This is a genomic window from Kosakonia sp. LAM2021, from assembly GCF_016620385.1.
Lineage (GTDB): Bacteria > Pseudomonadota > Gammaproteobacteria > Enterobacterales > Enterobacteriaceae > Kosakonia > Kosakonia sacchari.
On record NZ_JAENHT010000007.1, the window covers coordinates 1 to 23,068 of the forward strand.

At 51.7% G+C, this 23,068-nt stretch carries 27 protein-coding genes; 13 read left to right on the forward strand and 14 right to left on the reverse strand.

What is annotated here, in order from left to right:
* Positions 1–696: 696 nt before the first annotated feature.
* The 5 genes from JKP81_RS15310 (at position 697) to JKP81_RS15330 (ending at position 4,119) form a co-directional block, all read left to right on the forward strand.
* On the forward strand, positions 697–1,494 hold the full coding sequence (locus JKP81_RS15310; protein ID WP_200552396.1) for a hypothetical protein: 798 nt from the start codon (positions 697–699) through the stop codon (positions 1,492–1,494).
* Between the two features lie 108 nt (positions 1,495–1,602).
* A complete protein-coding gene (gene fliB, locus JKP81_RS15315; protein WP_200552397.1) occupies positions 1,603–2,820 on the forward strand; it encodes a flagellin lysine-N-methylase in 1,218 nt (405 codons plus the stop codon).
* Between the two features lie 212 nt (positions 2,821–3,032).
* A complete protein-coding gene (locus tag JKP81_RS15320) occupies positions 3,033–3,527 on the forward strand; it encodes an ATP-binding protein (RefSeq protein WP_200552398.1) in 495 nt (164 codons plus the stop codon).
* 77 nt (positions 3,528–3,604) lie between these two features.
* A complete protein-coding gene (yjdI, locus tag JKP81_RS15325; RefSeq protein ID WP_017457634.1) occupies positions 3,605–3,835 on the forward strand; it encodes a 4Fe-4S mono-cluster protein YjdI in 231 nt (76 codons plus the stop codon).
* A gap of 11 nt (positions 3,836–3,846) precedes the next feature.
* Positions 3,847–4,119: a GNAT family N-acetyltransferase gene (locus tag JKP81_RS15330; RefSeq protein ID WP_017457635.1), complete on the forward strand. Its 273-nt coding sequence runs from the start codon at positions 3,847–3,849 to the stop codon at positions 4,117–4,119.
* A gap of 56 nt (positions 4,120–4,175) precedes the next feature.
* Here JKP81_RS15330 and JKP81_RS15335 read toward each other — a convergent pair whose 3' ends face one another.
* The 3 genes from JKP81_RS15335 to uxuA form a co-directional block, all read right to left on the reverse strand.
* Positions 4,176–5,384 (reverse strand): MFS transporter, encoded by a 1,209-nt coding sequence (locus tag JKP81_RS15335; protein WP_200552399.1) that lies wholly within the window; start codon positions 5,382–5,384, stop codon positions 4,176–4,178.
* 186 nt (positions 5,385–5,570) lie between these two features.
* Entirely contained in the window at positions 5,571–6,905 is a 1,335-nt protein-coding gene (locus JKP81_RS15340; protein ID WP_200552400.1) for a gluconate:H+ symporter, read from the reverse strand.
* Between the two features lie 66 nt (positions 6,906–6,971).
* Positions 6,972–8,039 carry a mannonate dehydratase gene (gene uxuA, locus JKP81_RS15345; RefSeq protein ID WP_200552401.1) on the reverse strand — a complete coding sequence of 356 codons (1,068 nt, stop codon included), beginning with the start codon at positions 8,037–8,039 and terminating at the stop codon, positions 6,972–6,974.
* A 384-nt stretch (positions 8,040–8,423) separates the two neighbouring features.
* On the opposite strand from uxuA, the gene cspA reads away from it, so the two are divergent.
* Positions 8,424–8,636, forward strand: coding sequence for an RNA chaperone/antiterminator CspA (cspA, locus tag JKP81_RS15350; protein WP_017457639.1), 213 nt, complete (start codon positions 8,424–8,426; stop codon positions 8,634–8,636).
* A gap of 9 nt (positions 8,637–8,645) precedes the next feature.
* Entirely contained in the window at positions 8,646–8,837 is a 192-nt protein-coding gene (locus JKP81_RS23635; RefSeq protein ID WP_071908221.1) for a cold-shock protein, read from the forward strand.
* A gap of 88 nt (positions 8,838–8,925) precedes the next feature.
* Here the strand turns inward: JKP81_RS23635 and JKP81_RS15360 are convergent, their stop codons facing one another.
* Entirely contained in the window at positions 8,926–9,705 is a 780-nt protein-coding gene (locus JKP81_RS15360) for a helix-turn-helix transcriptional regulator (protein ID WP_200552403.1), read from the reverse strand.
* Positions 9,706–9,814: 109 nt separating this feature from the next.
* Here JKP81_RS15360 and JKP81_RS15365 point away from each other — a divergent pair, with 109 nt between their 5' ends.
* Positions 9,815–10,576, forward strand: a complete 762-nt coding sequence (locus JKP81_RS15365; protein ID WP_200552404.1) for a class I SAM-dependent methyltransferase — start codon at positions 9,815–9,817, stop codon at positions 10,574–10,576.
* Between the two features lie 40 nt (positions 10,577–10,616).
* On the opposite strand, the gene JKP81_RS15370 is transcribed toward JKP81_RS15365, so the two are convergent.
* On the reverse strand, positions 10,617–11,498 hold the full coding sequence (locus JKP81_RS15370) for an alpha/beta fold hydrolase (protein WP_200552405.1): 882 nt from the start codon (positions 11,496–11,498) through the stop codon (positions 10,617–10,619).
* Between the two features lie 139 nt (positions 11,499–11,637).
* Between JKP81_RS15370 and JKP81_RS15375 the strand changes: the two genes are divergently transcribed.
* Together JKP81_RS15375 and JKP81_RS15380 are read left to right on the forward strand one after the other, a co-directional pair.
* Positions 11,638–12,213, forward strand: coding sequence for an ABATE domain-containing protein (locus JKP81_RS15375; protein WP_200552406.1), 576 nt, complete (start codon positions 11,638–11,640; stop codon positions 12,211–12,213).
* Positions 12,214–12,342: 129 nt separating this feature from the next.
* Positions 12,343–12,528, forward strand: coding sequence for a hypothetical protein (locus tag JKP81_RS15380; protein ID WP_200552407.1), 186 nt, complete (start codon positions 12,343–12,345; stop codon positions 12,526–12,528).
* Between the two features lie 240 nt (positions 12,529–12,768).
* Here the strand turns inward: JKP81_RS15380 and JKP81_RS15385 are convergent, their stop codons facing one another.
* A complete protein-coding gene (locus JKP81_RS15385) occupies positions 12,769–13,836 on the reverse strand; it encodes an SDR family oxidoreductase (RefSeq protein ID WP_200552408.1) in 1,068 nt (355 codons plus the stop codon).
* A 103-nt stretch (positions 13,837–13,939) separates the two neighbouring features.
* Here JKP81_RS15385 and JKP81_RS15390 point away from each other — a divergent pair, with 103 nt between their 5' ends.
* A complete protein-coding gene (locus JKP81_RS15390) occupies positions 13,940–14,872 on the forward strand; it encodes a LysR family transcriptional regulator (RefSeq protein WP_200552409.1) in 933 nt (310 codons plus the stop codon).
* Positions 14,873–14,936: 64 nt separating this feature from the next.
* On the forward strand, positions 14,937–16,058 hold the full coding sequence (locus tag JKP81_RS15395; RefSeq protein WP_200552410.1) for a cupin domain-containing protein: 1,122 nt from the start codon (positions 14,937–14,939) through the stop codon (positions 16,056–16,058).
* 56 nt (positions 16,059–16,114) lie between these two features.
* Here the strand turns inward: JKP81_RS15395 and JKP81_RS15400 are convergent, their stop codons facing one another.
* The 3 genes from JKP81_RS15400 to JKP81_RS15410 all read right to left on the reverse strand — a co-directional run bounded on the left by JKP81_RS15400 (position 16,115) and on the right by JKP81_RS15410 (position 17,529).
* On the reverse strand, positions 16,115–16,426 hold the full coding sequence (locus JKP81_RS15400) for a CcdB family protein (protein WP_200552411.1): 312 nt from the start codon (positions 16,424–16,426) through the stop codon (positions 16,115–16,117).
* Positions 16,427–16,429: 3 nt separating this feature from the next.
* Positions 16,430–16,675: a type II toxin-antitoxin system CcdA family antitoxin gene (locus JKP81_RS15405; protein ID WP_200552412.1), complete on the reverse strand. Its 246-nt coding sequence runs from the start codon at positions 16,673–16,675 to the stop codon at positions 16,430–16,432.
* Positions 16,676–16,812: 137 nt separating this feature from the next.
* Positions 16,813–17,529 (reverse strand): nitroreductase family protein, encoded by a 717-nt coding sequence (locus JKP81_RS15410; protein WP_234455674.1) that lies wholly within the window; start codon positions 17,527–17,529, stop codon positions 16,813–16,815.
* A gap of 483 nt (positions 17,530–18,012) precedes the next feature.
* On the opposite strand from JKP81_RS15410, the gene JKP81_RS15415 reads away from it, so the two are divergent.
* Positions 18,013–18,390, forward strand: coding sequence for a hypothetical protein (locus JKP81_RS15415; protein WP_200552413.1), 378 nt, complete (start codon positions 18,013–18,015; stop codon positions 18,388–18,390).
* 56 nt (positions 18,391–18,446) lie between these two features.
* Here the strand turns inward: JKP81_RS15415 and oxyR are convergent, their stop codons facing one another.
* The 5 genes from oxyR to bcsD all read right to left on the reverse strand — a co-directional run bounded on the left by oxyR (position 18,447) and on the right by bcsD (position 23,056).
* Positions 18,447–19,361, reverse strand: a complete 915-nt coding sequence (oxyR, locus tag JKP81_RS15420; RefSeq protein WP_200552414.1) for a DNA-binding transcriptional regulator OxyR — start codon at positions 19,359–19,361, stop codon at positions 18,447–18,449.
* A 210-nt stretch (positions 19,362–19,571) separates the two neighbouring features.
* The gene (locus JKP81_RS15425) at positions 19,572–20,582 is read right to left on the reverse strand and encodes a glycosyl hydrolase family 8 (RefSeq protein ID WP_200552415.1); all 1,011 of its coding nucleotides are present in this window, start codon (positions 20,580–20,582) and stop codon (positions 19,572–19,574) included.
* Between the two features lie 42 nt (positions 20,583–20,624).
* On the reverse strand, positions 20,625–21,554 hold the full coding sequence (gene galU / locus JKP81_RS15430; protein ID WP_234455675.1) for a UTP--glucose-1-phosphate uridylyltransferase GalU: 930 nt from the start codon (positions 21,552–21,554) through the stop codon (positions 20,625–20,627).
* Between the two features lie 34 nt (positions 21,555–21,588).
* Positions 21,589–22,548 carry a sensor domain-containing diguanylate cyclase gene (locus JKP81_RS15435; RefSeq protein ID WP_200552416.1) on the reverse strand — a complete coding sequence of 320 codons (960 nt, stop codon included), beginning with the start codon at positions 22,546–22,548 and terminating at the stop codon, positions 21,589–21,591.
* A gap of 46 nt (positions 22,549–22,594) precedes the next feature.
* A complete protein-coding gene (gene bcsD, locus JKP81_RS15440; protein WP_234455676.1) occupies positions 22,595–23,056 on the reverse strand; it encodes a cellulose biosynthesis protein BcsD in 462 nt (153 codons plus the stop codon).
* Positions 23,057–23,068 lie beyond the last annotated feature (12 nt).

Consider the following 23,068-nt stretch of genomic DNA (forward strand, 5'->3'; position numbering starts at 1 on the left):
TCGAAATGTTTTATAACAGTAAGCGTCGGCATGGTTCTAGCGAACAGATGTCACCGACAGAATATGAAAACCAGTATTATCAACGGCTCGGAAGTGTCTAGATTATCCGTGGCGATTCAGGGCTGGTGCGAACACTTTATAAAAAAGATGTGAGTCTAAACCTCTTTTCTCCGGGAGATGTGGCAACCACGGCATTACTGATTTCAATGCCGATTGCCTTATTGTTGGGTATATCTTTGTATTATTTTCGTTGTTCCATAAGATAATGCACTAATTAATATTGATGCTATATAAAAGCGCGCGATCATGGTTATGCAGTCCGGATAAAGCATTTCGATTTACCTGTTATTTTCATCCTAACCATTCAGATAACCACTAATTGCACCGCCCTAATAGTCGGCTGATTAATATAAAGTAGCGACGTATTTCATCAGTTATTGTTCCATTATATTTCTCTCCTTTGAGTTTGGTTTGTTCACTCTCCTGTCGGTGGATTATTCTACAAACACGTGTCCTGATTTTTATAGAGAATATGCTTACGTTAAATTCTGATTTTTAAATATCATCAGAATAGACATTTCAATTGATGCGTTAGGTTTTCTGTTAGACCACAAGCGCCGGTCATCACGTTTTTACGCGTAAAGTTTTATGCGCTGCTGCCGTTAATATGATCAATGGACTTCAGGAGTATTGCGCATGCTTCGCCCCACTTTTGCTGGCTCTCTCGATCTTTACGCAACCTCTTCTGCCAAAGGAGGGACGGCTCGTGCTCAGGAAACCACCCGCACCAATGAAACCGTTAACGCCACGCCTGCCAGCATCGTGACGCTCAGCCCACAGGCGAAAGAGTATTACGAAAATTTGCAGGAAAACCTCAATACGCTTAAACGTTTTACGCAGGAAAATGCGCAAAACAGCAAAGCGAATGCGCGCGCCAAACTTGAGGCATTGAAACGGGAAATCGCCCGCCTGAAAGCGCTGGTCATGTTGTTTGGCGGCTCCGGGGGCTACATTATGAAACAGCTCAAACAGCTGTCATCTCAGCTTGGACAACTCGCTTCGCAACTTGGGCAAAGTGATAACACCGGTTCAGGAACCAGTGCCGATGCTAACGCTTCTGGCGCAGCCCAGGCTTCTACTGGTGAAAGCGATGAATCTGCCGTAAAAGCGCAGGCGCAGGCCGCCTCTGACGCTGAAGTTAGCGACAAAGAAAATCCGACCGAAAAAGAGAAATCAGAAGAGGTCGCGGGCGTACAATCTACTATCGATAACGTTATCAATACGCTACAAAACGCCAGCCAGCGGCAGGAAGACGCGCGTTCCCTGAAAGAAGCGCTCCGGGAGCTAAAATCGCTGCTGTCGCTGATTAAAAGCAAAATGCGTGAAGAGGGGAAAGCGTCTGGCAATGAGCGCAACGATATTGCCTCTGTTGAGCAGAATCTTAACGACAGTGGAAATGTCATTTCGCAGATGGAGCTAACCGCTGGAATTTAAGCGCGCGGAACCATGTGGTGAAATGCTGAATGTAGTGCGCGCTTATGCAGCTATAGATATTCACTTTTGTCGTGTAACTTTCTGCTTTTCATTTATAAAGAATGTATTATGCGACACCATAAAACAGTGACACCTGTTTTCTTTGATAAATTCAAATGCGTTGGCCCGGATTGTTTAATTTCATGCTGCCGTAGCTGGAAAATAAATATTGATAAGAAAACGCATCAACGTTATCTGTCCTCATCCAATCCTGTTATTGCAGCCATTGCGAAAGAGAATTTAATTCCGGTTCATAACGGCAAAAATGAATATTCGGTCATTAAATTGAATGAGGATAAGCAGTGCCCGTTTGTTGATGAAAATCGGCTTTGCATGGTTCACCGTGATTTAGGAGAAAAAGCGTTATCCCCTACATGCTCAACCTACCCGCGTGGTGTACGCAAATATGCCGATGAAGTGCGCTTTAGCATGACGCTCTCCTGCCCGGAAGTGGTACGCCAGGTGCTTTTCGACCCGCAAAGCATGCTGCTGCAAGAGAAAACAACGCTGGTAGCCCGCTCAAAAGCAAAGTTACTGGAGCAGCAAAAACCGAGAGACCAGGTGAGCCAACTGATCCATCTTTTCGCCTGGAATCTGGCTCAGGCGCAGAGCAACAATATTGAAGAGAATTTGATGGCGCTGGTGCAGTTTATTCTCTATCTGCAAATGCTCAACTTTGATCTGCAGAATAACCTGGCTGAAGTGGAAAACTTTTATTCAGGGCTTAACGATGAATTACAGAATGGTCGAACGTTGCTTCGTGCGCAAAATACCGCTCGTGCGGCCAGTATGAAAGTCGATGCGTTAACCGTGATGGGTAAACATGTGGCGAAATACGCTTCGCGCGATCCGCTGATATCGCAAGGTCACCTGCAAGTTGCTGAATATCTGTCAATTACATCAGAGACGAAAGCATCGGTGCTGAGTGAGAAGTTTACTGCTCTTGATCAGCAGTGGGAGCAATTGTGCAAGAATTCCTGTCTGGGCGAGCCGCATGTGTTGAGAAATTACTTGCTGTACAAGCTCTATGAAAGCGATTTTCCCGGCACGAATATGGCGACAATCTTGCGCCAGTTCTATCGCATTGTTATGGATTATTTTTATCTCAAAACGTTCCTCAGCGTACAGTCGCTGCATGTTGAGATAGACCAGACATTGGTGATGAAAACGATCGCCAGTTTTTCTGAAAAAACCATGCATAACAGTACCATCAACAAACGTATGGATGCCGCGATCGATACGATCAATGGCGGTGATGATCTCTCCTGTCTGCTGTTGATCGGTTAACAACGATGGGGCGTGCTATAAGCCTCACAAAGACAAAACCGTTGGCAACGGAGAAGGTTTGCTGCTACGTTGCCAGCATGACTGTTAAATATTCACCCTATTTATTTATTGCGAGCATTATTCGCACCGTCAATCGACCGGTGGGATAACGTTCGTCCATTTTCCCGCCAGCACGGCGGGGCCTTGCTGGCAGCAACCTGCGAGGTTATTTTATGAATGTTTGTTCCGCTTCTCCTGCAACACTGCATCTTCTGTGCGGCAAAATCGCATCGGGTAAATCGACGCTTGCCAGCGAGCTGGCAAAAACGCAATGCACGGTGGTGCTGAGCGAAGATAGCTGGCTGTCGCTGTTATTTAAGGACGCGATGACCACCGTCGAAGACTACGTTTTCTACTCCGCTAAATTAAAATCCGCCATCAAGCCGCACGCTATCGCGCTGCTGCGTGCAGGCGTCAATGTGGTTCTCGATTTTCCCGCCAACACGCTGGCCAGCCGCCAGTGGATGATGTCGATTGTTAACGAATCCGGTGCGCCGCATTTGTTGCACTACTTGTCAGTTGACGATGAGATTTGCAAAGCGCGCTTACGTCAACGAAATGCCGCAGGCGACCATGATTTTGCCGCCACCGACGAGCAGTTTGCGCTTATTACCCGTTACTTTGTCGAACCGACTGAACAAGAAGGGTTTCGTATCGTTCGTTATTGATAAAACACCGGAGGGTGCGTAAAAGTAGAGCGGCTATGCTTACTTTTCCAACACCAAAAAAGAACAGAGGCAATGTCATGGATAAGGAACTGCTGGACGCGGGTTACCGCGTCTATACGGGTGAAAAGATTGATGTTTATTTCAATACGGCGGTCTGTCAGCATGCGGGAAACTGCGTGCGCGGCAGCGCGAAGCTTTTTAACCTGAAACGCAAACCGTGGATCATTCCCGACGAAGTGGATGTCGCAACGGTGGTGAAAGTCATTGATACCTGCCCGAGCGGTGCGCTGAAGTACCGCCACAACTAAGTGAGAAAACCATGGAAATTCTGGAAGGCCACAACAAGTTTTATGTGAATGACGCCCAGGGAACGCAGGTTGCCGAAATCGTCTTCGTTCCCACCGGGGATCATTTAAGCATTATTGAACATACCGATGTCGACCCGAGCCTTAAAGGGCAAGGCGTAGGTAAGCAACTGGTCGCCCGCGTGGTAGAAAAGATGCGTGCGGAAAACCGTAAAATCATCCCGCTGTGCCCCTTTGCCAAACACGAATTTGATAATACACGCGAATATGACGATATCCGTGCGTAAATAAAAATACCGGCGCTGCCGGTATTTCCCGTTTAAGATCCTTCTGGTCTCTTCTCTTATTCGTGGCGATAGCGAATCAGCACCATCATCACCAGCGCCAGCGTGCTGAACGAAACCATATATAACGCCTGCGCTGCACCCCATTTTGCTGCCAGTAAGGCGGCAATCAGTGTCGCCACGGCGGCACAGCATGATTGCCAGCGCCATACTTTTGCCGTGGCGGTGGGCACGGCATCGGCATGAAAATTGTGCAACAGGCCGAATGTCCCGACAGCAAAGACCATATTAGACGCCAGATGCGCGGCAAAAATGATGAGAAGCGCGGTTTCAGGATAGGACGTTAACCCCGGCAGCACACAGTAAGCCGCCAGAAAGGCCAGTAAACAACCGACCAGATAACGGTTGTGGCTGGCATAGCGTTTGAGGTTATCGGCCTTTAGCAGCAGCGGGCCACAAAGCTGGCCCAGACTGCGCGCAAAGATAAGCGGCAGCGCAAGGTCGGTGGCTTCTGCGGGACGCATTTGTTGTATCAGCGCCGGGAGCAGCGCCATTGCCGGTGCGCCAACGGCGGCAAGGGCAGGTAACAATAGCAAGCTGCGTTTTTGTATGACCGGTAAATGATGCCAGCGCAGGGTTACCGTCTTTTCGGGGTGATCCTCATGGCTGGCCGGCGGCAGGTAACGTGCCGTGGCGCATAGCAATAGCGTAGAGAACACGAAGCTGATGGCATCGATGGACAGCAGCGTCATCGGTGATACCCGGTCAAAAAGGACAACACCGACGCCTGTGCCCAACAGCACCTGAGAGGCGAAAATCACCGTTTCCATGCTGGTCGCCGCAGGCAGTTCGTTTGCGCTTAAGCCCCGTTTAAAAACCAGGCTCATGGCAGGCCAGGATAAACCCGTGACAAATGCTTCGATCGATTGCACAGCAAGCAGCGCGGGAATGCTGTGCGCCAACAAACCGTAGAGGGGGAACAGCAACCCGGCGAGGCCAATCAGCTCGCACAGCAACAGTAAACGCAGCGGCGAGACACGCCGACAACCGTATTCCCCTAATAAACTGCCAAAAAAACCGGGCAGCGTGGCCAGCATGTAGCTCAGCGTGAGCGTTGCCGGCGAGGCATGCCAGCGTAATAACTGACCCAGGATCAGGGTTTGCGTTAACCCGTTGCCGATAGAAGAAAAAAGATAGGCACTACCAAACAAGCACAGCCAGCGGTGCTGGCGCAGCGCGCGCACCAGAACCATCAATAATGTGTTCATTGTCGACATTCTCACGTAAACAGAAAACCGCGTGCGGCATACAGCGCACGGTGCAAGGGTGTGTTCACAAAGAAAATGTCGTTACATTGGCGAGCCTGATGAATTGCAGAGACCTGTAAACGTAACATCCCTTTTCGCGAAAGAGAAGCGGGCGGGCACATCCGTGTCCCCGGTGGTTTTTATCAGCTACGCGATAAACAGGCTGAGCAGCAGAACCATACCTAAGCCGACCACCGAGTTAATTAACTCCAGCAGCCCCCAGGTTTTGAAGGTGTCTTTCATCGAAATGCCGAACGTCTCTTTAAACAGCAGGAAACCGCCGTCGTACATCAGCGTAATGGTGTTGCTGCCGCAGGCAACGGCCAGGCACATCAGTGCCGGGTTGAGGTGAAACGCGCTGACCATCGGTGCGACGATACCCGCCGAGGTAATGGCGGCGACGGCGCCTTGTCCGGTGAGAATGCGGATTATCGCTGTGATTATCCACGCCACAATGAACGGCGACAGCGGGACGTGACTCATAATGTCCACGATATGGTTGCCCACGCCGGAAACCACAATCACCTGTTTCAGAATGCCGCCGGCGCTGATGACAAACAGCACATTGGCGATTTTCGCTATCGCGTCGCTGGCGCAGTAAGTGACACCTTCCGCTGACATCCCACGCTTGATGCCAAGAAACCAGATTGCCGCCAGCGTGGCTAACAGCATGCTGATTTCCGCGCTGCCAAAGAAGGTGCAGACTTTTACCAGCTCCGAGCCTGCAGGCATTAATCCTTTGATAATCGACGCGACAATCATCAGCACAGCCGGGATCAGCGGGATCAGAATGCTGATGCTAAACGACGGCAGATCCTGCGCGGTTTTCTCTTCGACCGGTTTCAGCAGCGAATTCAACGGAATTGCGTTAATACCCGGTAGGTATTTGGGCAGCAGAATGCCTGCGCAAAATAGCGCCGGGATAATCACTAAAATGCCGTACAGATAGACTTGCACGATGTCGGCGTTGAATGCACTGATAAGCGCCACCGGGCCTGGCTGCGGCGGGAAAAGGCTGTGCCCCATGGTTGCGCCAACTACCGTCGGCACGACCAGTTTCATGTATGGGATGTTGGCTTTTTTGGCGATATTCAACACCAGCGGCATTGCAATCAGAAATGCCACTTCATAAAACATGGCGATGCCAAAAATAACGCCGATAAACATCAGCCCAACCGAAAGAAAACGCGTACCGCAGCGTTCAATTACGCTATCTGCAATACGCTGGCTGGCGCCGGATTCTGTCATGAATTTACCGATAATAGCGCCAAATATAATAATCAACGCAAGATGGCCGAGAATACTTCCCAAACCGTCCTGAATAACAGTAACAATTTTATCCAGCGGAATACCTTCCATAATCGCAACAAATATCCCTGCGATCAGTAAGGCGAAAATATTGTGGAATTTATATTTAAGATTCATAACGACCAGGAGTGCAATACCAACCAGCACCCAAAATAGCGCTAATAGCGGGGACATAGAGAATACCTTACGGATTTGTCTTAAATGAAAGCCGGTGGAGCCACCGGCCTGAATGACATTTGATTAATGTTGTTTTTCGAGCGCTTCCCACAAGCCGTGCAGGTAGGTGACACCGAGGGCTCGGTCATAGAGCCCGTAGCCCGGACGCCCGGTTTCCCCCCAGATAAAGCGCCCGTGGTCGGGGCGGATATAGCCATCAAAGCCGTTATCGTAGAGTGATTTCATTATCTGGAACATATCAAGCGAGCCGTAGCGGGATAAATGCGCAGACTCATAAAAATCTTTATCTTTAATGAGCTTAATATTTCTTACGTGGGCAAAGTGAATACGTTTGCGGCGAGTAAATTCTGCGAGGATTTGGTAGACATTATTATCCGGATCTTCAGCAATGGAACCGGTGCATAATGTAATACCATTGGCCTCTGAATCCACCGCATTACAAATCCAGTCGAGATCGTCGCGGTTTTTTACAATACGCGGCAGGCCAAAAATAGAATACGGCGGATCGTCCGGGTGGATTGCCATTTTAATGCCGACTTCTTCACACACTGGAATAATACGTTCAAGGAAATACACCAGGTTTGCGCGCAATTTCGCGTCGTCGACATCTTTATATTTGGCGAACAATTCCTGCACTTTTGCCAGACGTTCTGGCTCCCAGCCGGGCAGGGCGAAACCGTTGGAATTCCCCAGCACCTCTTTTACGACTTCATCGAGAGTTTTATCGATGCCTTTTTTCTCGAACGCCATGGTGAGTGAACCGTCTGGCAGAACGTAGTTCATGTCGGTTTTCATCCAGTCGAAAACCGGCATGAAGTTATAGCAAATCACCTTCACGCCGACTTCCGCCAGGTTGCGAATAGTTTGTTGGTAGTTGGCAATTAACTGCTCTCGGCTGGGCAGACCAATTTTGATATCATCATGAATATTAACGCTTTCAATGACTTCCATCTTTAAACCGGCCTGATGTACCTGCCCGGCAAGCAAGCGGATTTTCTCTTTTGGCCACACGTCGCCAACCGGAACATCATAAAGCGCGCCAACGACACCTTCGACGCCGGGAACTTGCCGGATGTGCTCCAGCGGGATTTTGTCTTCAACTGGACCAAACCAGCGCATTGTCATTTGCATGCTCATTACCACCTCTAAACGTTTTGCTTAACTACCATACTAGTATTGATAATAGCCGGATGGTAAGCGCATTTGTGCGATCCACTTCACACAAACCCCTTTGCCGGGAGCGAAACTCTGAGAAGCAAACAGATCAGCGCGTTAATCTGCTGATAACGTTTTACTGACAAATATTTTTAAAATAGTGCTTGCGCTGTCAAAGCAACCATGCGTTAATGCGTCGTCGGTTTGATAAATCATTATCTCCAGCAGTTCACTAAAGTCTTTCTCATCTCTAAGTACCTCCTTGCTACTTCTTTTTGGGTCTTCGCTTTACACTCTGATAAAAAATAATGTCTCAGACCATTACTGCCGCATTCGGCGAACAAAAAGAAGGTAACAAGTATGTCTACTAAAATGAACGGTATCGTTAAATGGTTCAACGCTGAGAAAGGCTTCGGTTTCATTACTCCGAAAGACGGCAGCAAAGATGTATTCGTACATTTCTCCGCTATCCAGAGCAATGCATTCCGTACTCTTGAAGAAAATCAAGAGGTTGAGTTTACTATTGAGAACGGCCCGAAAGGTCCGGCTGCGGCCAACGTGGTTCCGCGCTAAGGATTTAGAATTATTAATCATATTCATTTTCGCTGCCCGTGCTGCCACGGGTCGCAATACCGAATTTCCAGTTTTGATATGACTGAGAAAAATCCGGCAGGTGCCAAATGTATTTTTTGCAAATCAGCAATGACCACATTTGATAATATCGCCGCATTGGTTCAGGCCAGCAGCCAGGCACCACTGGAATTCCGTAAATAATAAAAAACAGGTCAGTTTTCTGACCTGTTTTTTTATTTTTAGCAATAAACTCCATTTGTTTCCGCGATATACACAACCCGCATCCGCATTACTCGTCCATTAACATAATCATTTTGATCGAACGGTTGCTGGTTAACTGCCAGGTCATCTGTCGGTAGTGCAACTCACCTTGTTGCGGATGATGAAAAACGCGCTCGCCGCCCTCACGTACCACCACTTGCTGGCGCGACCAGAACGCGCGAAACAGTTCGCTATCATTACTCAGGCTCTGCACAAACTGGTTCAGCCCCTGGTCGTGCGGGTAGTGCATCGCGTCCGCGCGCAACTCGGCGACAATCCGGCTGGCGCGTGTTTCCCAGTTGGCAACCAGCGTTTGCGCCAGCGGATGGCGAAACATAAAACTCATCATGTTCGGTTGGGCGTCGTTATCCAGCCAGCCGCTGAACAGTGCCTCAGTGGGTTTATTCCACGCCAGCATATTCCACGTCAAATCCAGCAAATAGCAGGGGCAGGCCATCTGATTCACCGTGGCCAGCACAGCAGGTTCGACAGTGATGACGTGCTCTTCCTGCGGATCGTTTTGCAATGCGAGATGAAACAAATATTTGCGCTCAGCGGCGGTCATTTTTAACACGCTGGCGATATTCGACAGGGTTTGCGGCGACACGACAATATCCCGCCCTTGTTCAATCCACGTATACCAGGTGGTACTGATGCCGCTGAGTTGCGCCACTTCTTCCCGCCGCAACCCGCGCGTGCGCCGTCGCCCTTGCGCCGGCAAGCCAATATCCGCAGGCGCGGTGTTTTCCCGCTGCGATCGCAAAAAAGCGCCAAGGGTTTTCGGCCCGGCAAATAAGTTACTTTCCATGGGTGGTACTCTTTAATACCAGTATAAGTACACATATTGTACCCCTATAAATGCGGTCGTATAGTCGCCAAAGAGCAACTTTTTGTCGTGCTAAAAAAGGAAAAAGAGAATGGCAGTTAATCATCATGAGTTAACAAAAAAGCAGTTCGGCGACCAGGCCGAGGCGTACCTGACAAGCCAGGTGCATGCGCAAGGCGCAGATTTAGTGCGGCTGGTCGAGTGGCTGAGTACTGATGCGGATGACTCGCTGCTGGATTTAGGCTGCGGTGCCGGGCATGCCAGTTTTGCCGCCGCAGGTGTGGTGCGCGAGGTGACGGCGTATGACTTGTCGGAAAAAATGCTGGCGGTAGTGCGCCAGGCGGCGAGCGATCGTCAATTACACAACATCACTACTGCACACGGCGCGGCGGAAAAGCTGCCCTTTGCCGACAATACCTTTGACGTGGTGATCAGCCGCTACTCGGCGCACCACTGGCATGATGTGGCACTGGCGCTGCGCGAAGTAAAACGTGTGCTGAAACCCGGCGGGAAATTTATCCTGATGGATATCGCCTCGCCCGGCCGCCCGGTGCTGGATATCTGGTTGCAAACCATTGAAGTACTGCGCGATCCGTCCCACGTACGTAATTACTCCCCGGCCGAGTGGCTGCAAATGACGCAGCAAAGCGGCATGCTGGTTGAGAAGATGGTTTCTGATCGGCTGGCGCTGGAATATCACTCTTGGGTGGAACGCATGAACACGCCGGAGGTATTGCGCGCGGCGATCCGCTACCTGCAAAACCAAACCTCGGACGAAGTGAAAGCGCACTTTCTCATTGGCGACGATGGCTCGTTTACGTCCGACACGCTGATGTTTCAGACGCGCGCGTAAGCAAAACCGGTGCGCCCACCACGCGGGGCGCACCGGTTTCTTAGCCAATCGCGTTACCGATCACGTCACGAATGCGTTGCGCGATGTAGCCGACATGGGTTTCCAGCGCGAAATGCCCGGTATCAAGCAGCTCGACCACCGCATTTGGGTTATCGCGTTTATAAGCGTGCGCGCCTGGTGGGATAAAAAACGGATCGTGCTCGCCCCAGATAATCAGCGCGGGTGGCTGGTGGGTGCGGAAAAAGGCCTGAAACTCCGGGTAGCGCTTCAGGTTGTTGGCGTAATCGAGAAACAGATCCAACTGGATCGCTTTATTTCCGGGACGCTCCATCAGTAGTGTATCCAGTTGATAACCTTCCGGTGCGACAGTTTCAGGATCGCGTGCGCCGTGCAGGTACTGCCATTTTGTCCCTTCCAGATTGAGGATCGTATCGTGAACAATCTGGCGATTTTCCGCGGTCGGCGCCTGCCAGTAAGCCTGAACCGGCGCCCATGCGTCACCTAAACCCTCCAGATACGCATTGCTATTTTGCGAAATAAACCCGCTTACCCGCTGCGGGTAATGCAGCGCCAGCCGCAATCCGGTCGGTGCCCCGTAATCAAAAACATACATGGCGAAACGTTGCAGATTCAGCGCATCGACAAAGGCAATCAGCGTGTTTGCCAGCCCGTCAAAGCTATAGCTGTAATCGCGTTCAGCGAGGACTTCGGTAAAGCCGAAGCCGGGCAGATCCGGAGCGATAAGGTGAAACTTATCTGCCAGTAGCGGGATCAGTTCGCGAAACTGATGCGAAGAGCTCGGAAAACCGTGCAGCAGCAGTAATACCGGGTTTTCCGGGTTACCTGCTTCACGGTAAAACATCTTCACGCCATCGGCGTCTGCATACTGATAGCGAACCGGGAAATGCGTATTGGCGGCCATATCGTCACCTCTTTCGAAACCGTTAAAAGTTAATTTATAGGGTTACTTCGAGGCTGAGTATGGCGAAAGAGTGTAACTGTGTAAAATATATTTTATCGGTTACAATGGGCGAGTGAATGAAAAACGGGGGAGAACAACGATGACAGCAGCCATGTTACCCGGCGCGGAAGGCCCGTGGTTTATTGCCGAAGATCAGGCGCTGGATTTTATCAACACGCTGGCGATGGCGGAAAAATCGCCGCATGATTTTTGGCAGTCCGATGACGATGTGCGTCAGTGGCTACAGCATGTCGGGTTGCAGGTTAACGCGATGGCAAAGCCGGGAGAGTTGCTGGCTAAAGCGCGCCAGTTGCGTGCGTTGATTCGCCAGCTTGTTGAAGAGAAAAAGCACGGACGGGAACTGTCGCTGGATGCGCTGAACGGCTGGCTGGCGCAGGCGCAAAGCCACTTACGCCTCGTGGTTGATGAACAAGGCTCGCTGCAAACGCAGCGCGTTTATCTGCTTGATACGCCGCAGCAAGCGCTGGCACCGGTCGCAGAACAGGCGGCAGCGTTGCTGGCAAACGGGCAGTTTGACTATATCCGCCAGTGCGAGCATCCGGATTGCACATTGTGGTTTTACGATAAGACCAAAGCGCATCGCCGCCGCTGGTGCAGCATGGCGTTGTGCGGCAACCGGGCAAAGGTAGCCCGATTCCGCGCCAAAAGTAATTAAGCCATGACCCAACGGTGAATAAGCCTCGGTGACATAAATACTTTGGCACCATAGCCTCACGCAGTGCCTGCCCGAAAGTAAATTTGCGCATAAGTCGCTGTTATAAATTTACTTATGGTTTGAGGACTAATGAATCAATCTCTGCTGGTGCTGGTGCTGGTGCTGGTGCTGGTGCTGGTGCTGCGACGCTGTTGGATCTTTTATGGCGCAGGCTGCGCCAACGCGTTGTCTACCTGCATATTTTTCCGGCAAAGCGGGTTTCGCCAATTGAAAATGCGCCAGGCACTGCCTCAACACCCAAATCAACAGGGGTGATATTTCCTATCTCACCGCGACTAACGCCAGTCACGGGATGCTTTTTAGCGGTTTGCCGGGCTCCGCTGCGCAAAATTGTCGCTTTGTGGCATAACAATATCGCCGCCAGATATAGCGTGCAGGCACGGTAGGTGAAAGGGCAGGGGATCGAGGCGGGTTGTACTGGAGCAGGCTCGCAGATGGCATAGAAATGTAATTGAGGAAATGCCCGGCGCCAGCGCCGCCGGGCAAATTACTGGCCTAGCGCGGGATAATGTTTTCCGCTTTCAGGCGGTCAAACAGCGCGGTAAAGGAATCCAGCGTGCTGCGATAACCGGTAAAGCCGGCTTTGCGGCTTTTGCTCATGTCGGCGAAGGCTTCCATCGGGCGACCGAGATCGGCATCCGTATGCCACCAGGAGGCCAGTTTACCGATGTCCGCTTCTGCCAGTTGATACTTGCCCGCAATCTCCGTCCATGCGGCTTGCGCTTCTTGCATGCGCCCTTCCAGTGGCATCATGCTCGCCGGGAACGCGGCTGCTTCAATGCCGAAATAGGCTGCCAGCCGTGGCCATAACCAGTTCCAGCGAAACACATCGCCATTCACTGCGTTAAAATCTTCGTTCGCACCACCTTCGCTCACCGCCGCCCAGCTCAGTTGTTCCGCCAGTAAACCGGCATCAGTCACATCGGAGACACCGTTCCACTGCTCAGGTGAACCGGGGAAGATAAACGGCCACCCTTTTTCGCGGCACAACGTGGCGTAAACCGCCAGCGTCAACCCCATGTTCATGGCGTTGCCGAGCGCATAGCCGATGATGCTGTGCGGGCGATGTACGCTCCAGCGGTAACAGTATTTTTTCGCTCCGGCGAACACTTCATCTTCCTGGGCATAGTAGAAGTTATCCACGTCCTGGCGGCCTTGCTCTTCGCGAAAGGGTGTGACCGGCACATTGCCTTTGCCGTAGGCTTCGAACGGGCCAAGATAGTGTTTCATGCCGGTGACCAGCGCGACATGCGCCCCGGCCAGGCGCTCGCCCAGCGCCTCAATGACATTTTCCACCATCGCGCCATTGACGCGAATATTGGCTTTTTCATTCTCCTGACGCGCCCAGACGCTAAAGAACAGCGCATCGGGTTTCTCGTTTTTCAGCGCTTCGTTGACTGCCGCCGCATCGGTTAAATCCGCCGTCAGGCTGGTGCAGCCCGCCGGAACCACGCCGCGCCCGCGAGATAAGCCAGTAACCTGCCAGCCTTCTGCCAACAGTTTTTCTGCCAGCGCACGGCCAATCACGCCGCTGATGCCGACAATTAATGCTTTTTTCTGCATGAGATGTTCCTCTACGTTTTGTCTATCTCACAGGCTAATGGAGAATTAATTTCTTATCTCTGGTATTAATTCACATCATTCGCAACTTAAATTCACTAATGTCATGAGCGATCAACGTCTGAAAGATATCGTCCCCTTCGTTGCCAGTGTCGAAGAGGGGAGTTTTACCGCAGCGGCGGAACGCCTGCATCTGACCGGCTCGGCGGTGAGTAAAAGCGTCGCCCGTCTGGAAGCGCGGCTGGGGTCGCGTTTACTGGAGCGCACCACGCGTCGCCTTGAAGTCACCGATGCCGGGAACGCGTATTACCAGACCTGCATTCGCATCCTGGAGGAGCTGGCGGAAGCCGAATCGGTGCTGGCGGCACATCGCACCATTCCCTCCGGGCGGTTGCGCCTCGCCGTGCCAAACACCTACGGGCGGCTGGGCGTAATGCCGCTGCTGATCCCGTTTTGTCAGCAGCACCCGGAAATTGATCTTAGCCTGACTTTCTCCGATCGTTTTGTGGATCTGTTCGATGAGGGGATCGATGTAGCTGTACGCATCGGGCAAACCGTCGATCTGCCCGTGTCGCTCGGGTGCCGACAAATTGGTCGTGAAAAGATGGTGTTCTGCGCCGCGCCCGATTACCTGCAACGCGCCGGGACGCCACAAAAAGAGGCGGAGCTAATGCAGCACCGGGCCATTCTTTATGAGCGAGTGGATGGCAGTACCAAGCCGTGGTTATTTACCACCGCCGACGGGCACCCGGAGTGGCGCAGCGTGCCGTATCGCATGGCGCTCGGCGATGTCGATGCGCAAGTTCAGGCGCTTTGCGCCGGGTTGGGCGTTGGGCAGATGCCGACATGGCTGGTGCATGAGCACGTGCAGCGCGGCGAGTTGCAGGTGATTATGCCGCAATGCCAACCGCACGGGCTGGCGCTTACGCTGGTGTGGCCGCGCCGCAAGCAGCTATTACCAAAAGTGGATGCGTTACTGATGGCGCTCGGCGCGCTGGAGATCTCTCCGCCGCTAGCCGCACCAGCACTTGACCAATGACAAGGCGCCAGGGCGCTGACTCTCTTTATAATCAGCCCCGTTTCCCTTCTCACTGGTGTGATTTATGGCTTACCAACTCAACCTCAACTGGCCGGAATTTCTTGAAAAATACTGGCAAAAGAAACCTGTTGTCCTGAAACGCGCGTTCCCGGATTTTGTCGACCCGATTACGCCAGACGAACTGGCCGGGCTGGCGATGGAGCCGGAAGTCGACAGCCGCATTGTCAGCCATGTGAATGGTCAGTGGCAGGCGTGGAATGGCCCGTTTGAGTCGTTTGATCATTTAGGCGAAAAAGACTGGTCGCTGCTGGCGCAGGCAGTCAACCACTGGCATATGCCATCAGCCGAACTGGTAAAACCGTTTCGCGTGTTGCCGGAGTGGCGTTTTGACGACCTGATGATCTCCTACTCCGTGCCGGGCGGCGGCGTTGGCCCGCATATCGACCAGTACGACGTGTTTATTATTCAGGGGATGGGCAGCCGCCGCTGGCGGGTGGGCGATAAACTGCCGATGCGCCAGTTCTGCCCGCACCCGGCGCTGCTGCATGTTGATCCATTCCCGCCGATCATTGATGAAGATCTGGAGCCGGGCGACATCCTCTATATTCCGCCAGGATTCCCGCACGACGGTTTTACTCATCAGGAAGCGTTCAACTACTCCATTGGTTTCCGTAGCCCGAACGGTCGCGATCTGATCAGCAGCTTTGCTGACTACGCGCTGGAAAACGATCTCGGGAATGAGCACTACAGCGACCCGGATTTAACCTGTCGCGAACACCCGGGCCGGGTAGAAGCGTACGAGCTGGAGCGCGTGCGTAATATGATGATCGAGTTGGTTAGCCAGCCGGAGCATTTCAAACAGTGGTTTGGTAGCTTTATCTCCACGCCGCGCCACGAACTGGATGTCGCACCGGAGCCAGACGATTACCGCGTTGAGGAAATTGTCGATGCGCTAAAAGAGGGGCAGGTGCTGACGCGTCTTAGCGGTTTGCGTGTGTTAAACGTTGACGGCAGTGTCTTTATCAATAGCGAATATCTGGACACGGCCGATGCGCAAGCCGCCGATGCGCTGTGTCGCTACACCATTATCGGCCTTAAAGAACTGGGCAACGCGCTGGATAACCCGGCTTTTGCCCAGGAACTGACCGATTTGGTTAATCAGGGTTACTGGTACTTCGACGAGTAAAATTTATTCGTGTTTCCAGCAAGAAAGTGACTGAGCATTTAAGATGTTCAGTCACTTCAAATCCCGTCAAAAATAAAATCCATCGCGTTGCGGATAACGTCGCGCTGCGCGCGCATACTGCAAACCTCTTCACCCAAAATCGCCAGGCTGACGCCTGCAAGATCGTGGGTCAGTAACAAATACGAGTTCCCTTCGATCTCCAGTACCGGATTTAACCGCTCAACCCGGCGGCGATCTTTGTAATCCGCCAGTGGGCAGAGCGGGATCACCACCCGCGAGTTCATGCTACCGATAATATCGCTCTGTACATCCAGCAGAAACGGGAAATTCCGGCTGTTACTTTTGTTCCGATAAACCGAATATTGCATGGATTAAAACTTCCTGTGTTCATCCGAGAAGTGGCCACGTTCGGCAATAAACTCATTTAAATCGGCAATGGCGTCGGCATTTTCGCGCTTCCAGCGCTCAGCTGCCAGATTGCGCAGTTCACCTTGCAAGGCGGTCGCCAGCGTTTGCGAAAGGTTGATGCCTTCTTTGCGCGCTTGTTCCAGTAGGTCGCGCTCGACGGTCACGCTGACATTTTGCTTGTTTCGCTGTTTAGTTGCAGTAGCAGGCATGACGTCCCCCTCCTGTGTATGGATGTGTGTAGTATACGCAGGTGTTTGCATGCCATCTAGCCAAAATTTGTACAATACCAATACGTGGCGGAGAAAAAGAATTGCCCGCTCAGCGGACAATATCTTTATCAATATCGTTATCTCGCGACGATAAAGCGCTTATCGTCGTCGATATAGCTCTTTTCGTCAGCGGCAGCGACAATTGAACCAAAATTCATTTCTGCGCGCAGCTTCCAGCTTTCCGGGATCTGCCACGCGGCGCGAACATCGAGATCAATTAACGGGTTGTAGTGTTGCAGATTCGCGCCAATGCTCTTTTCCGCCAGCGCCAGCCACACCGCGTACTGGGCGATTCCGCTGCTCTGTTCTGACCAGACGGGGAAATTATCGGCATAAGCGATGTACTGGCGTTGCATGTGAGTGACCACTTCCTGATCTTCAAAAAACAGCACGGAACCGGCCGCAGCGGCAAAACCGTCGAGTTTATCGGCGGTGGCATGAAAGCTCTCCGCCGGGATCACTTTGCGCAGCTGATCGCGCACCATCTCCCAGAAACGATCGTGCTCTTTACCGAGCAAGATCAGCGCGCGCGAACTCTGCGAGTTAAACGCCGACGGCGCCTGTCGGATAGCCTCTTTAATGATTTCCACCACCTCGTCTTCGGCGATGGGCAAATCTTTGCCGAGGGTATAAATAGTTCTGCGCGCTTTGGCGAGCGAGAGGAAGTCGTCCACTGCAACGTGGGCAATCCTCGGTTTTAACTCCGCTTCCAGCAATGCCTGGGGCTTGATGGCCGGTGGAGCGTCATCGGTGCGGGCGAGCGTTGATTTTAATATTTGCTGAAACGGATCCATCAGGTGCGGCTCCTGTCATGAGCGTCAGTGGGGTTAAAAGTGTCATGATCAGAGCATAGGCCAGAGCATTTCCATCCTTCAAATAGATGAAAGAAAGCGTGGTATTTGGCGCAAAAAAAAGAGGTATCACGGCATCCATATCGTAATGATGTGAAAAGAGCAAGGCTGTTGAGATAATCCTGAACCTCACATTTCTTCATTATGTGATAGATTTTCATCTTGCAGGTGGAATAAGCTCAATAATATTCAACAATAACCTGAGCAAGGCGGCGTTTAATTTATAAAATAAATGAAAAATGGATATTTAGATCGATGGCATCAATAATTGATCATGAATTAACCTTTTGCTTTATATGATTTTTTTAACGTTTTAAGACGATCCGCATAGCTAATTTTCCTGTTATTCTCTATTTTAAATAATATTCCTAAAGTATTTTCCAGACTGGTCGATGAATAGAGTTTCGCCAGGCATCGAGGAAAAAAATGAACACTCAATCATTCGGTCAGGACCTGCCTTTGCCCCCGGATCCGCAGGCGGCGCAAAATATCCCGATCCCGCCTTTCGTAGAGACTATTGCGGTGCGTTTATCCTGGGCCTCGTCTGTTGCTGAATCGGAAGCGTACCGCCTGCTCGCTGCACCCTATTATCACGGCGCGGTGACCACGGAAAACAGTGAACAGTTACTTGCACGCTTTCCTTTTATGGCAGAACTGAATGCGCCTGCGCCGATTGCCGACTATACAATCATGCTGGTCAGCCTGTGGCTTGCTATTGAAGAGATGTATCACCGTGGCAAGTTATTGCCGGACGAGATTATGCAGGGGTTAATGGCAAAAACGACAACCACGCATGATGCGTGATTGTCGTGAAATTAAAAAGGCCGGGCGGCGACTATTCCACAACCGCGCGGTTAAGTTCACGCCATAACGTTGTAATCGAGAAGGTAACGTTCCATATAGCGGGCAATGACGTTGCGCAGAATTTCATATTTCTTGCGCATCGGATCGCTGCGATGGAAAATCAGCACCACTTTACGTTTTGGCTCCGGGCTCACGCAGCGAATATAACGAATATTCTCGTTGCCGCCCTGCTGCGTGGAAAGCAGCGGAAAGAAAGAGACGCCGCGATTAAACGCCACGCCGCGCCGCAGGGTTTCCAGGTGCATGGCGACAAAGCGTGAATCCGGCTCCAGCTCAAATTGATAGCAGTAACGCAGCACCTGGCTGTGCAGGCAGTTGCCGTCATCCACCATCAAAATCTTGTTATTCTTCAGATGCCCCATATCGATTTCGTTCATTCGCGAATAGGGGTGCTGATGGCTTACGCCCAGCACCAGCGGTTCGTCGAATAGCGGCAGCTCGACATATTTGCTGGTGTCTTTATTGGAGGTCATGATCGCGCATTTAATGGCGTCCGACTCCAGCATATGCAGCAACTGGTTGGTTTGCGCTTCGTGAATTTCCAGTTCGATTTCCGGGAAATTTTCGCGGCACACCGTATTGAGATGGGAAAAAATATAGGGTGCGAGCGTCGGAATAATACCGACATCCAGCGTCTGCATCAGGTTCTGATAATGGCTGCTGCTGGCCATATTTTTCAGCGCTTCAATTTCGCGCAGCACCACCTGGGTTTGCTCAACCAGTCGCAACCCGGTTTGTGTGAAACGGATCTTACGCGTGGTACGTTCCAGTAACTGCAAGCCCAGCTCATTTTCCAGTTTGCGTAACTGGGCGCTGAGCGTTGGCTGACTGACATTACAGGCCTCGGCAGCGCGCTGAAAATGGCGATGTTTCGCCAGCGCGACAAGGTACTCAAGATTACGGATGTTCATTGTGTTCCCCGGGGCGCAAGTTTCCGTTCTGCTGAGAACCCGCCTGTAACAATGTGCTGTGCAAATGACGTGTGATTGTTTTCAACTCAGTCATCAGGTTTTCCCCCTCATGTTTGCACATGAGATTTGATGGTTTTTATTATTAATTTCGCGCTTGAAGCTTCCTGCCTGACTCCTGCGCAATCCCGCGCCGGCACTGCTGCTTTACCACTATTTCGTTTTTAATGAGACGGCAAAAAGCGACAACATGTGCAACACGGACAAATAATAACCTTCGCCCGATCGTACAGATGTATCCATTTGCTGATAGTCGTCCATCGTTAAATCACGCACTGCCAGAATGCCGCCGGACATCGCGTAACTCGCCCGTTCGTCGTCGGAGACACTCACCCACGCAGGCGTGGTGCTGCGGGCATAATTAGCCCAATAATGACGGAAATTCTCCATCGAATGCGTTTGCGTATCGCTGAGGCTTAGATACAGCGGAATGCGAATCGCGTCATAACCAAATCGCGCCGGCCAGTTTTCGGCAGGCATGACTTCACCACTATTCTTAACAAAAATCCAGTCGCTGGGCAGTTGCGGCTTACCGAAGCGCGCTTTATTGAGCAATTCGAGACTCGACCTTTTTAACTTAAGCCAAATCTCATTATGCCGCTGCCGCCAGAAGCTCTCCCACGCCGGAAAAATAAAATAAGAGGGGTTAACAATGTAGCCGTCGTCTTTGGTAAAACCGCTCAGCCCCGGCAACATAAGCAAGCGGGAATCTTGCTCAATAATCAGGCAATTGATCAGCGCATCCTGAATATTATCCGAAGCCGTCAGGTAGCTCTGATCGTGCCATTTATTACCGGCCAGCAATAAGGCCCAGGCAATCAGCGTATCGCCGTCGCTGGCGTTATTCTCATCGGTCACTTTCTGCGCCTTCGGATCGTAACGCCAGGCAAACAGCCACAACGACGGACGTAATAAGGTGTTGCGCGTCCAGCGCCACACTTTTTCAAACGTGGCGGGATCGTCGTTTATTACCGCCAGTAACATGCCATATCCCTGACCTTCCGAATGGCTGATATCGCCATTTTCATGGTCAACAATGCGGCCATCCTGGCTCAGGTAATTCTGCTTAAATAGCACCCAGTTACTGTCCTGGCTGTGGGCTGAAAAAGCGGTCATGGCCAGCGACAGTAACAAACACGGCATGAGCCAGGTGGTTCTTAACATGAGATTTCCTGTGGTAGAGATAGGCAGTTACGTGCTCAGGCGTTACACCGCTTCAGCGATGCGCTCAACGACCTCAGCCACCGGCTTGAGCGCCAGTTCATGCTGCAGCCAGTGGCGGAAAGCCGGGCCGGTCGCGGCGTGGCGCAGGCCGTACTCCACAAACGCTTTCATATAGCCAATTTTGTCGCCGCAGTCGTGTGATTTGCCGGTCAGGGCATAGGCTTCAACCGGCTCGCGGGTCAGCAACATAGCGATAGCATCGGTCAGTTGAATTTCGCCGCCAGCGCCTACCGGCGTTTTATGCAGCAGCGGCCAAATCGCTTTCGACAACACATAGCGACCGACCACCGCCATATCAGATGGCGCTTCATCGACCGGCGGTTTTTCCACCATGCCCTGTACCTGGCCAAAACCACCGGCGGGCAGGTTTTCACCGCCGCAATCCACCACGCCATAACGTGAAACATCGTCGTGATTAACCTGCTCGATCATTAACTGGCTGGCGCCGGTAGTGGTAAAGCGGCTGATCATCGCTGCCAGATTGTCCTGCGCCATATCGCACTGGCTATCGTCGATCAGCACATCCGGCAGCACGACGACAAAATCGTTATCGCCAATCAGCGGCTCGGCGCACAGCACCGCGTGACCAAGACCTTTCGACTGACCCTGGCGCACATGCATAATGTTCATCCCTGCCGGGCAGATGGTGCGCACCTCTTCCAGCAGCTGGTTTTTCACGCGCGATTCCAGCAGCGACTCCAGCTCAAAAGAGGTGTCGAAGTGGTTTTCAATGGCGTTTTTAGACGAGTGCGTCACCAGCACGATCTCGCGGATCCCGCAGGCGTAACACTCCTGCACGATATACTGGATAAGCGGCTTATCGACGATGGGTAACATCTCTTTCGGAATAGCCTTGGTTGCCGGAAGCATACGCGTGCCGAGGCCTGCCACTGGGATTACAGCCTTTAACATAGTTATTTCCTGTTTTTTTATTGCTGTTTAAATATCAACACACAACGGTGTTAATGATGCCACCCGATTCATTAATGCCTGGAACCTGGTAGTTAATATAATTATCACCACCTCGCGCCTTCACTTTATAAAGGGCGGTATCGGCGGCTTTTAAAATGGAAGAAAAATTCGGTCCATGTTCAGGATAACTGGCAACACCAATACTGACCGATAATTCCACCGTCTGTTGCAGGTATTGCAAATACATCGGCTGGCGGGTGGCTTCGACAATTAATTGCAACACGCCGCGACCCGCGGGTTCGTCGACGCCTTCAATGAACGTCAGCGCAAATTCATCGCCGCCAAGCCTGCCAAGCAGCGTGCCGCGAGAAATGCACTGTTTCACCCGGCTGATAAAACAGCGCAGCACTTCGTCACCGGCGGCGTGACCCAGGTCGTCGTTAATGTTTTTAAAATTATCGAGATCGAGGATCGCCACCACAATCTGCGCCCCGCGCGCATTGGCGGCGCGGATTTTCTTACGGCTGCGAATATAGTAGCCCTGGCGATTTAGCGTTTTGGTTAATGCATCGTTGTGAGCGCGAAAATGTAATTTCTCGCGAATCGCCATATGCCGGGTAATATCAAAGCCCAACAAAATAAACGCGAATATTTCACCGCGCTCATCTCGCTTAGGCATTAAGCGGGTATCGAGCCAGACAATTTCACCGCTCTTTTTACGCTGGGATATTTCTCCCTGCCAATTATCGCCAGTGGTTTTGGCAATATTTATCGCCGCCGTCAGCGAGATTTCCGCTTCGTCGCCCGCGGTCTGAAATAGCACCTGGCCTGTCACTTCATCCGGCGTAAAGCCGGTGAGCTGATAAAAGAACGGGCTGGCGTGAATCAGTCGCCCGGCGGTGTCGAGCACCAGCGAAACAAAGGCATTATCCTCCATATAATTAACGGCTTCGATTTCAAGTTTCCTGCCTGAAACCATAATTTCATTCACCATGATGATCACCTGATCGTTGATATAGAGTTTTCATGCCTTTGTGTACTTATTCGCCGATGGCGTAGCGGAAAATCAGTACATCTTCCGTGGCGTTGTCTTTCCAGCGTACCGGTACCTGGTTGCCCGCACCCTGCGATACCAGCCACTGGGAGTAGGCTCCTTCCAGCACATACGCACTGGCGCGGCGCCAGCCCGCTTCGTCGCGGTACTCCGGCGCGTGCGGCCAGGCGCAATGCAGCAGGATCAGTTCGCGCTGCGCCGGTGCCATTTTCACAAAGCCCCAGTTGAACAGTTCCAGCACCCGGTTAATGCTGGCTTCCAGTTCGCTCACCGTGGCGGCGCTATCAATGGGATACCACTGAGCCATCATCTGGCCGATACGCCTCAGGGCGTCGGGATCTTTATCGCCACGGCCTTCGGTGTATTCGTTAAAAAACAGATACACCAGGTCATGCCAGCCAGCCTGATAATTGCGTTGTAAATAAGTGTCCTGATTGCTAAACATCATCTGTCCCACGGG

What these genes read in the sequence shown, in the direction of transcription:
- JKP81_RS15310 (WP_200552396.1), top strand. Translation starts at nt 697, where the DNA reads ATGCTTCGCCCCACTTTTGCTGGCTCTCTCGATCTTTACGCAACCTCT.
- fliB (WP_200552397.1), top strand. Translation starts at nt 1,603, where the DNA reads ATGCGACACCATAAAACAGTGACACCTGTTTTCTTTGATAAATTCAAA.
- JKP81_RS15320 (WP_200552398.1), top strand. Translation starts at nt 3,033, where the DNA reads ATGAATGTTTGTTCCGCTTCTCCTGCAACACTGCATCTTCTGTGCGGC.
- yjdI (WP_017457634.1), top strand. Translation starts at nt 3,605, where the DNA reads ATGGATAAGGAACTGCTGGACGCGGGTTACCGCGTCTATACGGGTGAA.
- JKP81_RS15330 (WP_017457635.1), top strand. Translation starts at nt 3,847, where the DNA reads ATGGAAATTCTGGAAGGCCACAACAAGTTTTATGTGAATGACGCCCAG.
- JKP81_RS15335 (WP_200552399.1), bottom strand. Translation starts at nt 5,384, where the DNA reads ATGAACACATTATTGATGGTTCTGGTGCGCGCGCTGCGCCAGCACCGC.
- JKP81_RS15340 (WP_200552400.1), bottom strand. Translation starts at nt 6,905, where the DNA reads ATGTCCCCGCTATTAGCGCTATTTTGGGTGCTGGTTGGTATTGCACTC.
- uxuA (WP_200552401.1), bottom strand. Translation starts at nt 8,039, where the DNA reads ATGCAAATGACAATGCGCTGGTTTGGTCCAGTTGAAGACAAAATCCCG.
- cspA (WP_017457639.1), top strand. Translation starts at nt 8,424, where the DNA reads ATGTCTACTAAAATGAACGGTATCGTTAAATGGTTCAACGCTGAGAAA.
- JKP81_RS15360 (WP_200552403.1), bottom strand. Translation starts at nt 9,705, where the DNA reads ATGGAAAGTAACTTATTTGCCGGGCCGAAAACCCTTGGCGCTTTTTTG.
- JKP81_RS15365 (WP_200552404.1), top strand. Translation starts at nt 9,815, where the DNA reads ATGGCAGTTAATCATCATGAGTTAACAAAAAAGCAGTTCGGCGACCAG.
- JKP81_RS15370 (WP_200552405.1), bottom strand. Translation starts at nt 11,498, where the DNA reads ATGGCCGCCAATACGCATTTCCCGGTTCGCTATCAGTATGCAGACGCC.
- JKP81_RS15375 (WP_200552406.1), top strand. Translation starts at nt 11,638, where the DNA reads ATGACAGCAGCCATGTTACCCGGCGCGGAAGGCCCGTGGTTTATTGCC.
- JKP81_RS15380 (WP_200552407.1), top strand. Translation starts at nt 12,343, where the DNA reads ATGAATCAATCTCTGCTGGTGCTGGTGCTGGTGCTGGTGCTGGTGCTG.
- JKP81_RS15385 (WP_200552408.1), bottom strand. Translation starts at nt 13,836, where the DNA reads ATGCAGAAAAAAGCATTAATTGTCGGCATCAGCGGCGTGATTGGCCGT.
- JKP81_RS15390 (WP_200552409.1), top strand. Translation starts at nt 13,940, where the DNA reads ATGAGCGATCAACGTCTGAAAGATATCGTCCCCTTCGTTGCCAGTGTC.
- JKP81_RS15395 (WP_200552410.1), top strand. Translation starts at nt 14,937, where the DNA reads ATGGCTTACCAACTCAACCTCAACTGGCCGGAATTTCTTGAAAAATAC.
- JKP81_RS15400 (WP_200552411.1), bottom strand. Translation starts at nt 16,426, where the DNA reads ATGCAATATTCGGTTTATCGGAACAAAAGTAACAGCCGGAATTTCCCG.
- JKP81_RS15405 (WP_200552412.1), bottom strand. Translation starts at nt 16,675, where the DNA reads ATGCCTGCTACTGCAACTAAACAGCGAAACAAGCAAAATGTCAGCGTG.
- JKP81_RS15410 (WP_234455674.1), bottom strand. Translation starts at nt 17,529, where the DNA reads ATGGATCCGTTTCAGCAAATATTAAAATCAACGCTCGCCCGCACCGAT.
- JKP81_RS15415 (WP_200552413.1), top strand. Translation starts at nt 18,013, where the DNA reads ATGAACACTCAATCATTCGGTCAGGACCTGCCTTTGCCCCCGGATCCG.
- oxyR (WP_200552414.1), bottom strand. Translation starts at nt 19,361, where the DNA reads ATGAACATCCGTAATCTTGAGTACCTTGTCGCGCTGGCGAAACATCGC.
- JKP81_RS15425 (WP_200552415.1), bottom strand. Translation starts at nt 20,582, where the DNA reads ATGTTAAGAACCACCTGGCTCATGCCGTGTTTGTTACTGTCGCTGGCC.
- galU (WP_234455675.1), bottom strand. Translation starts at nt 21,554, where the DNA reads ATGTTAAAGGCTGTAATCCCAGTGGCAGGCCTCGGCACGCGTATGCTT.
- JKP81_RS15435 (WP_200552416.1), bottom strand. Translation starts at nt 22,548, where the DNA reads ATGGTGAATGAAATTATGGTTTCAGGCAGGAAACTTGAAATCGAAGCC.
- bcsD (WP_234455676.1), bottom strand. Translation starts at nt 23,056, where the DNA reads ATGATGTTTAGCAATCAGGACACTTATTTACAACGCAATTATCAGGCT.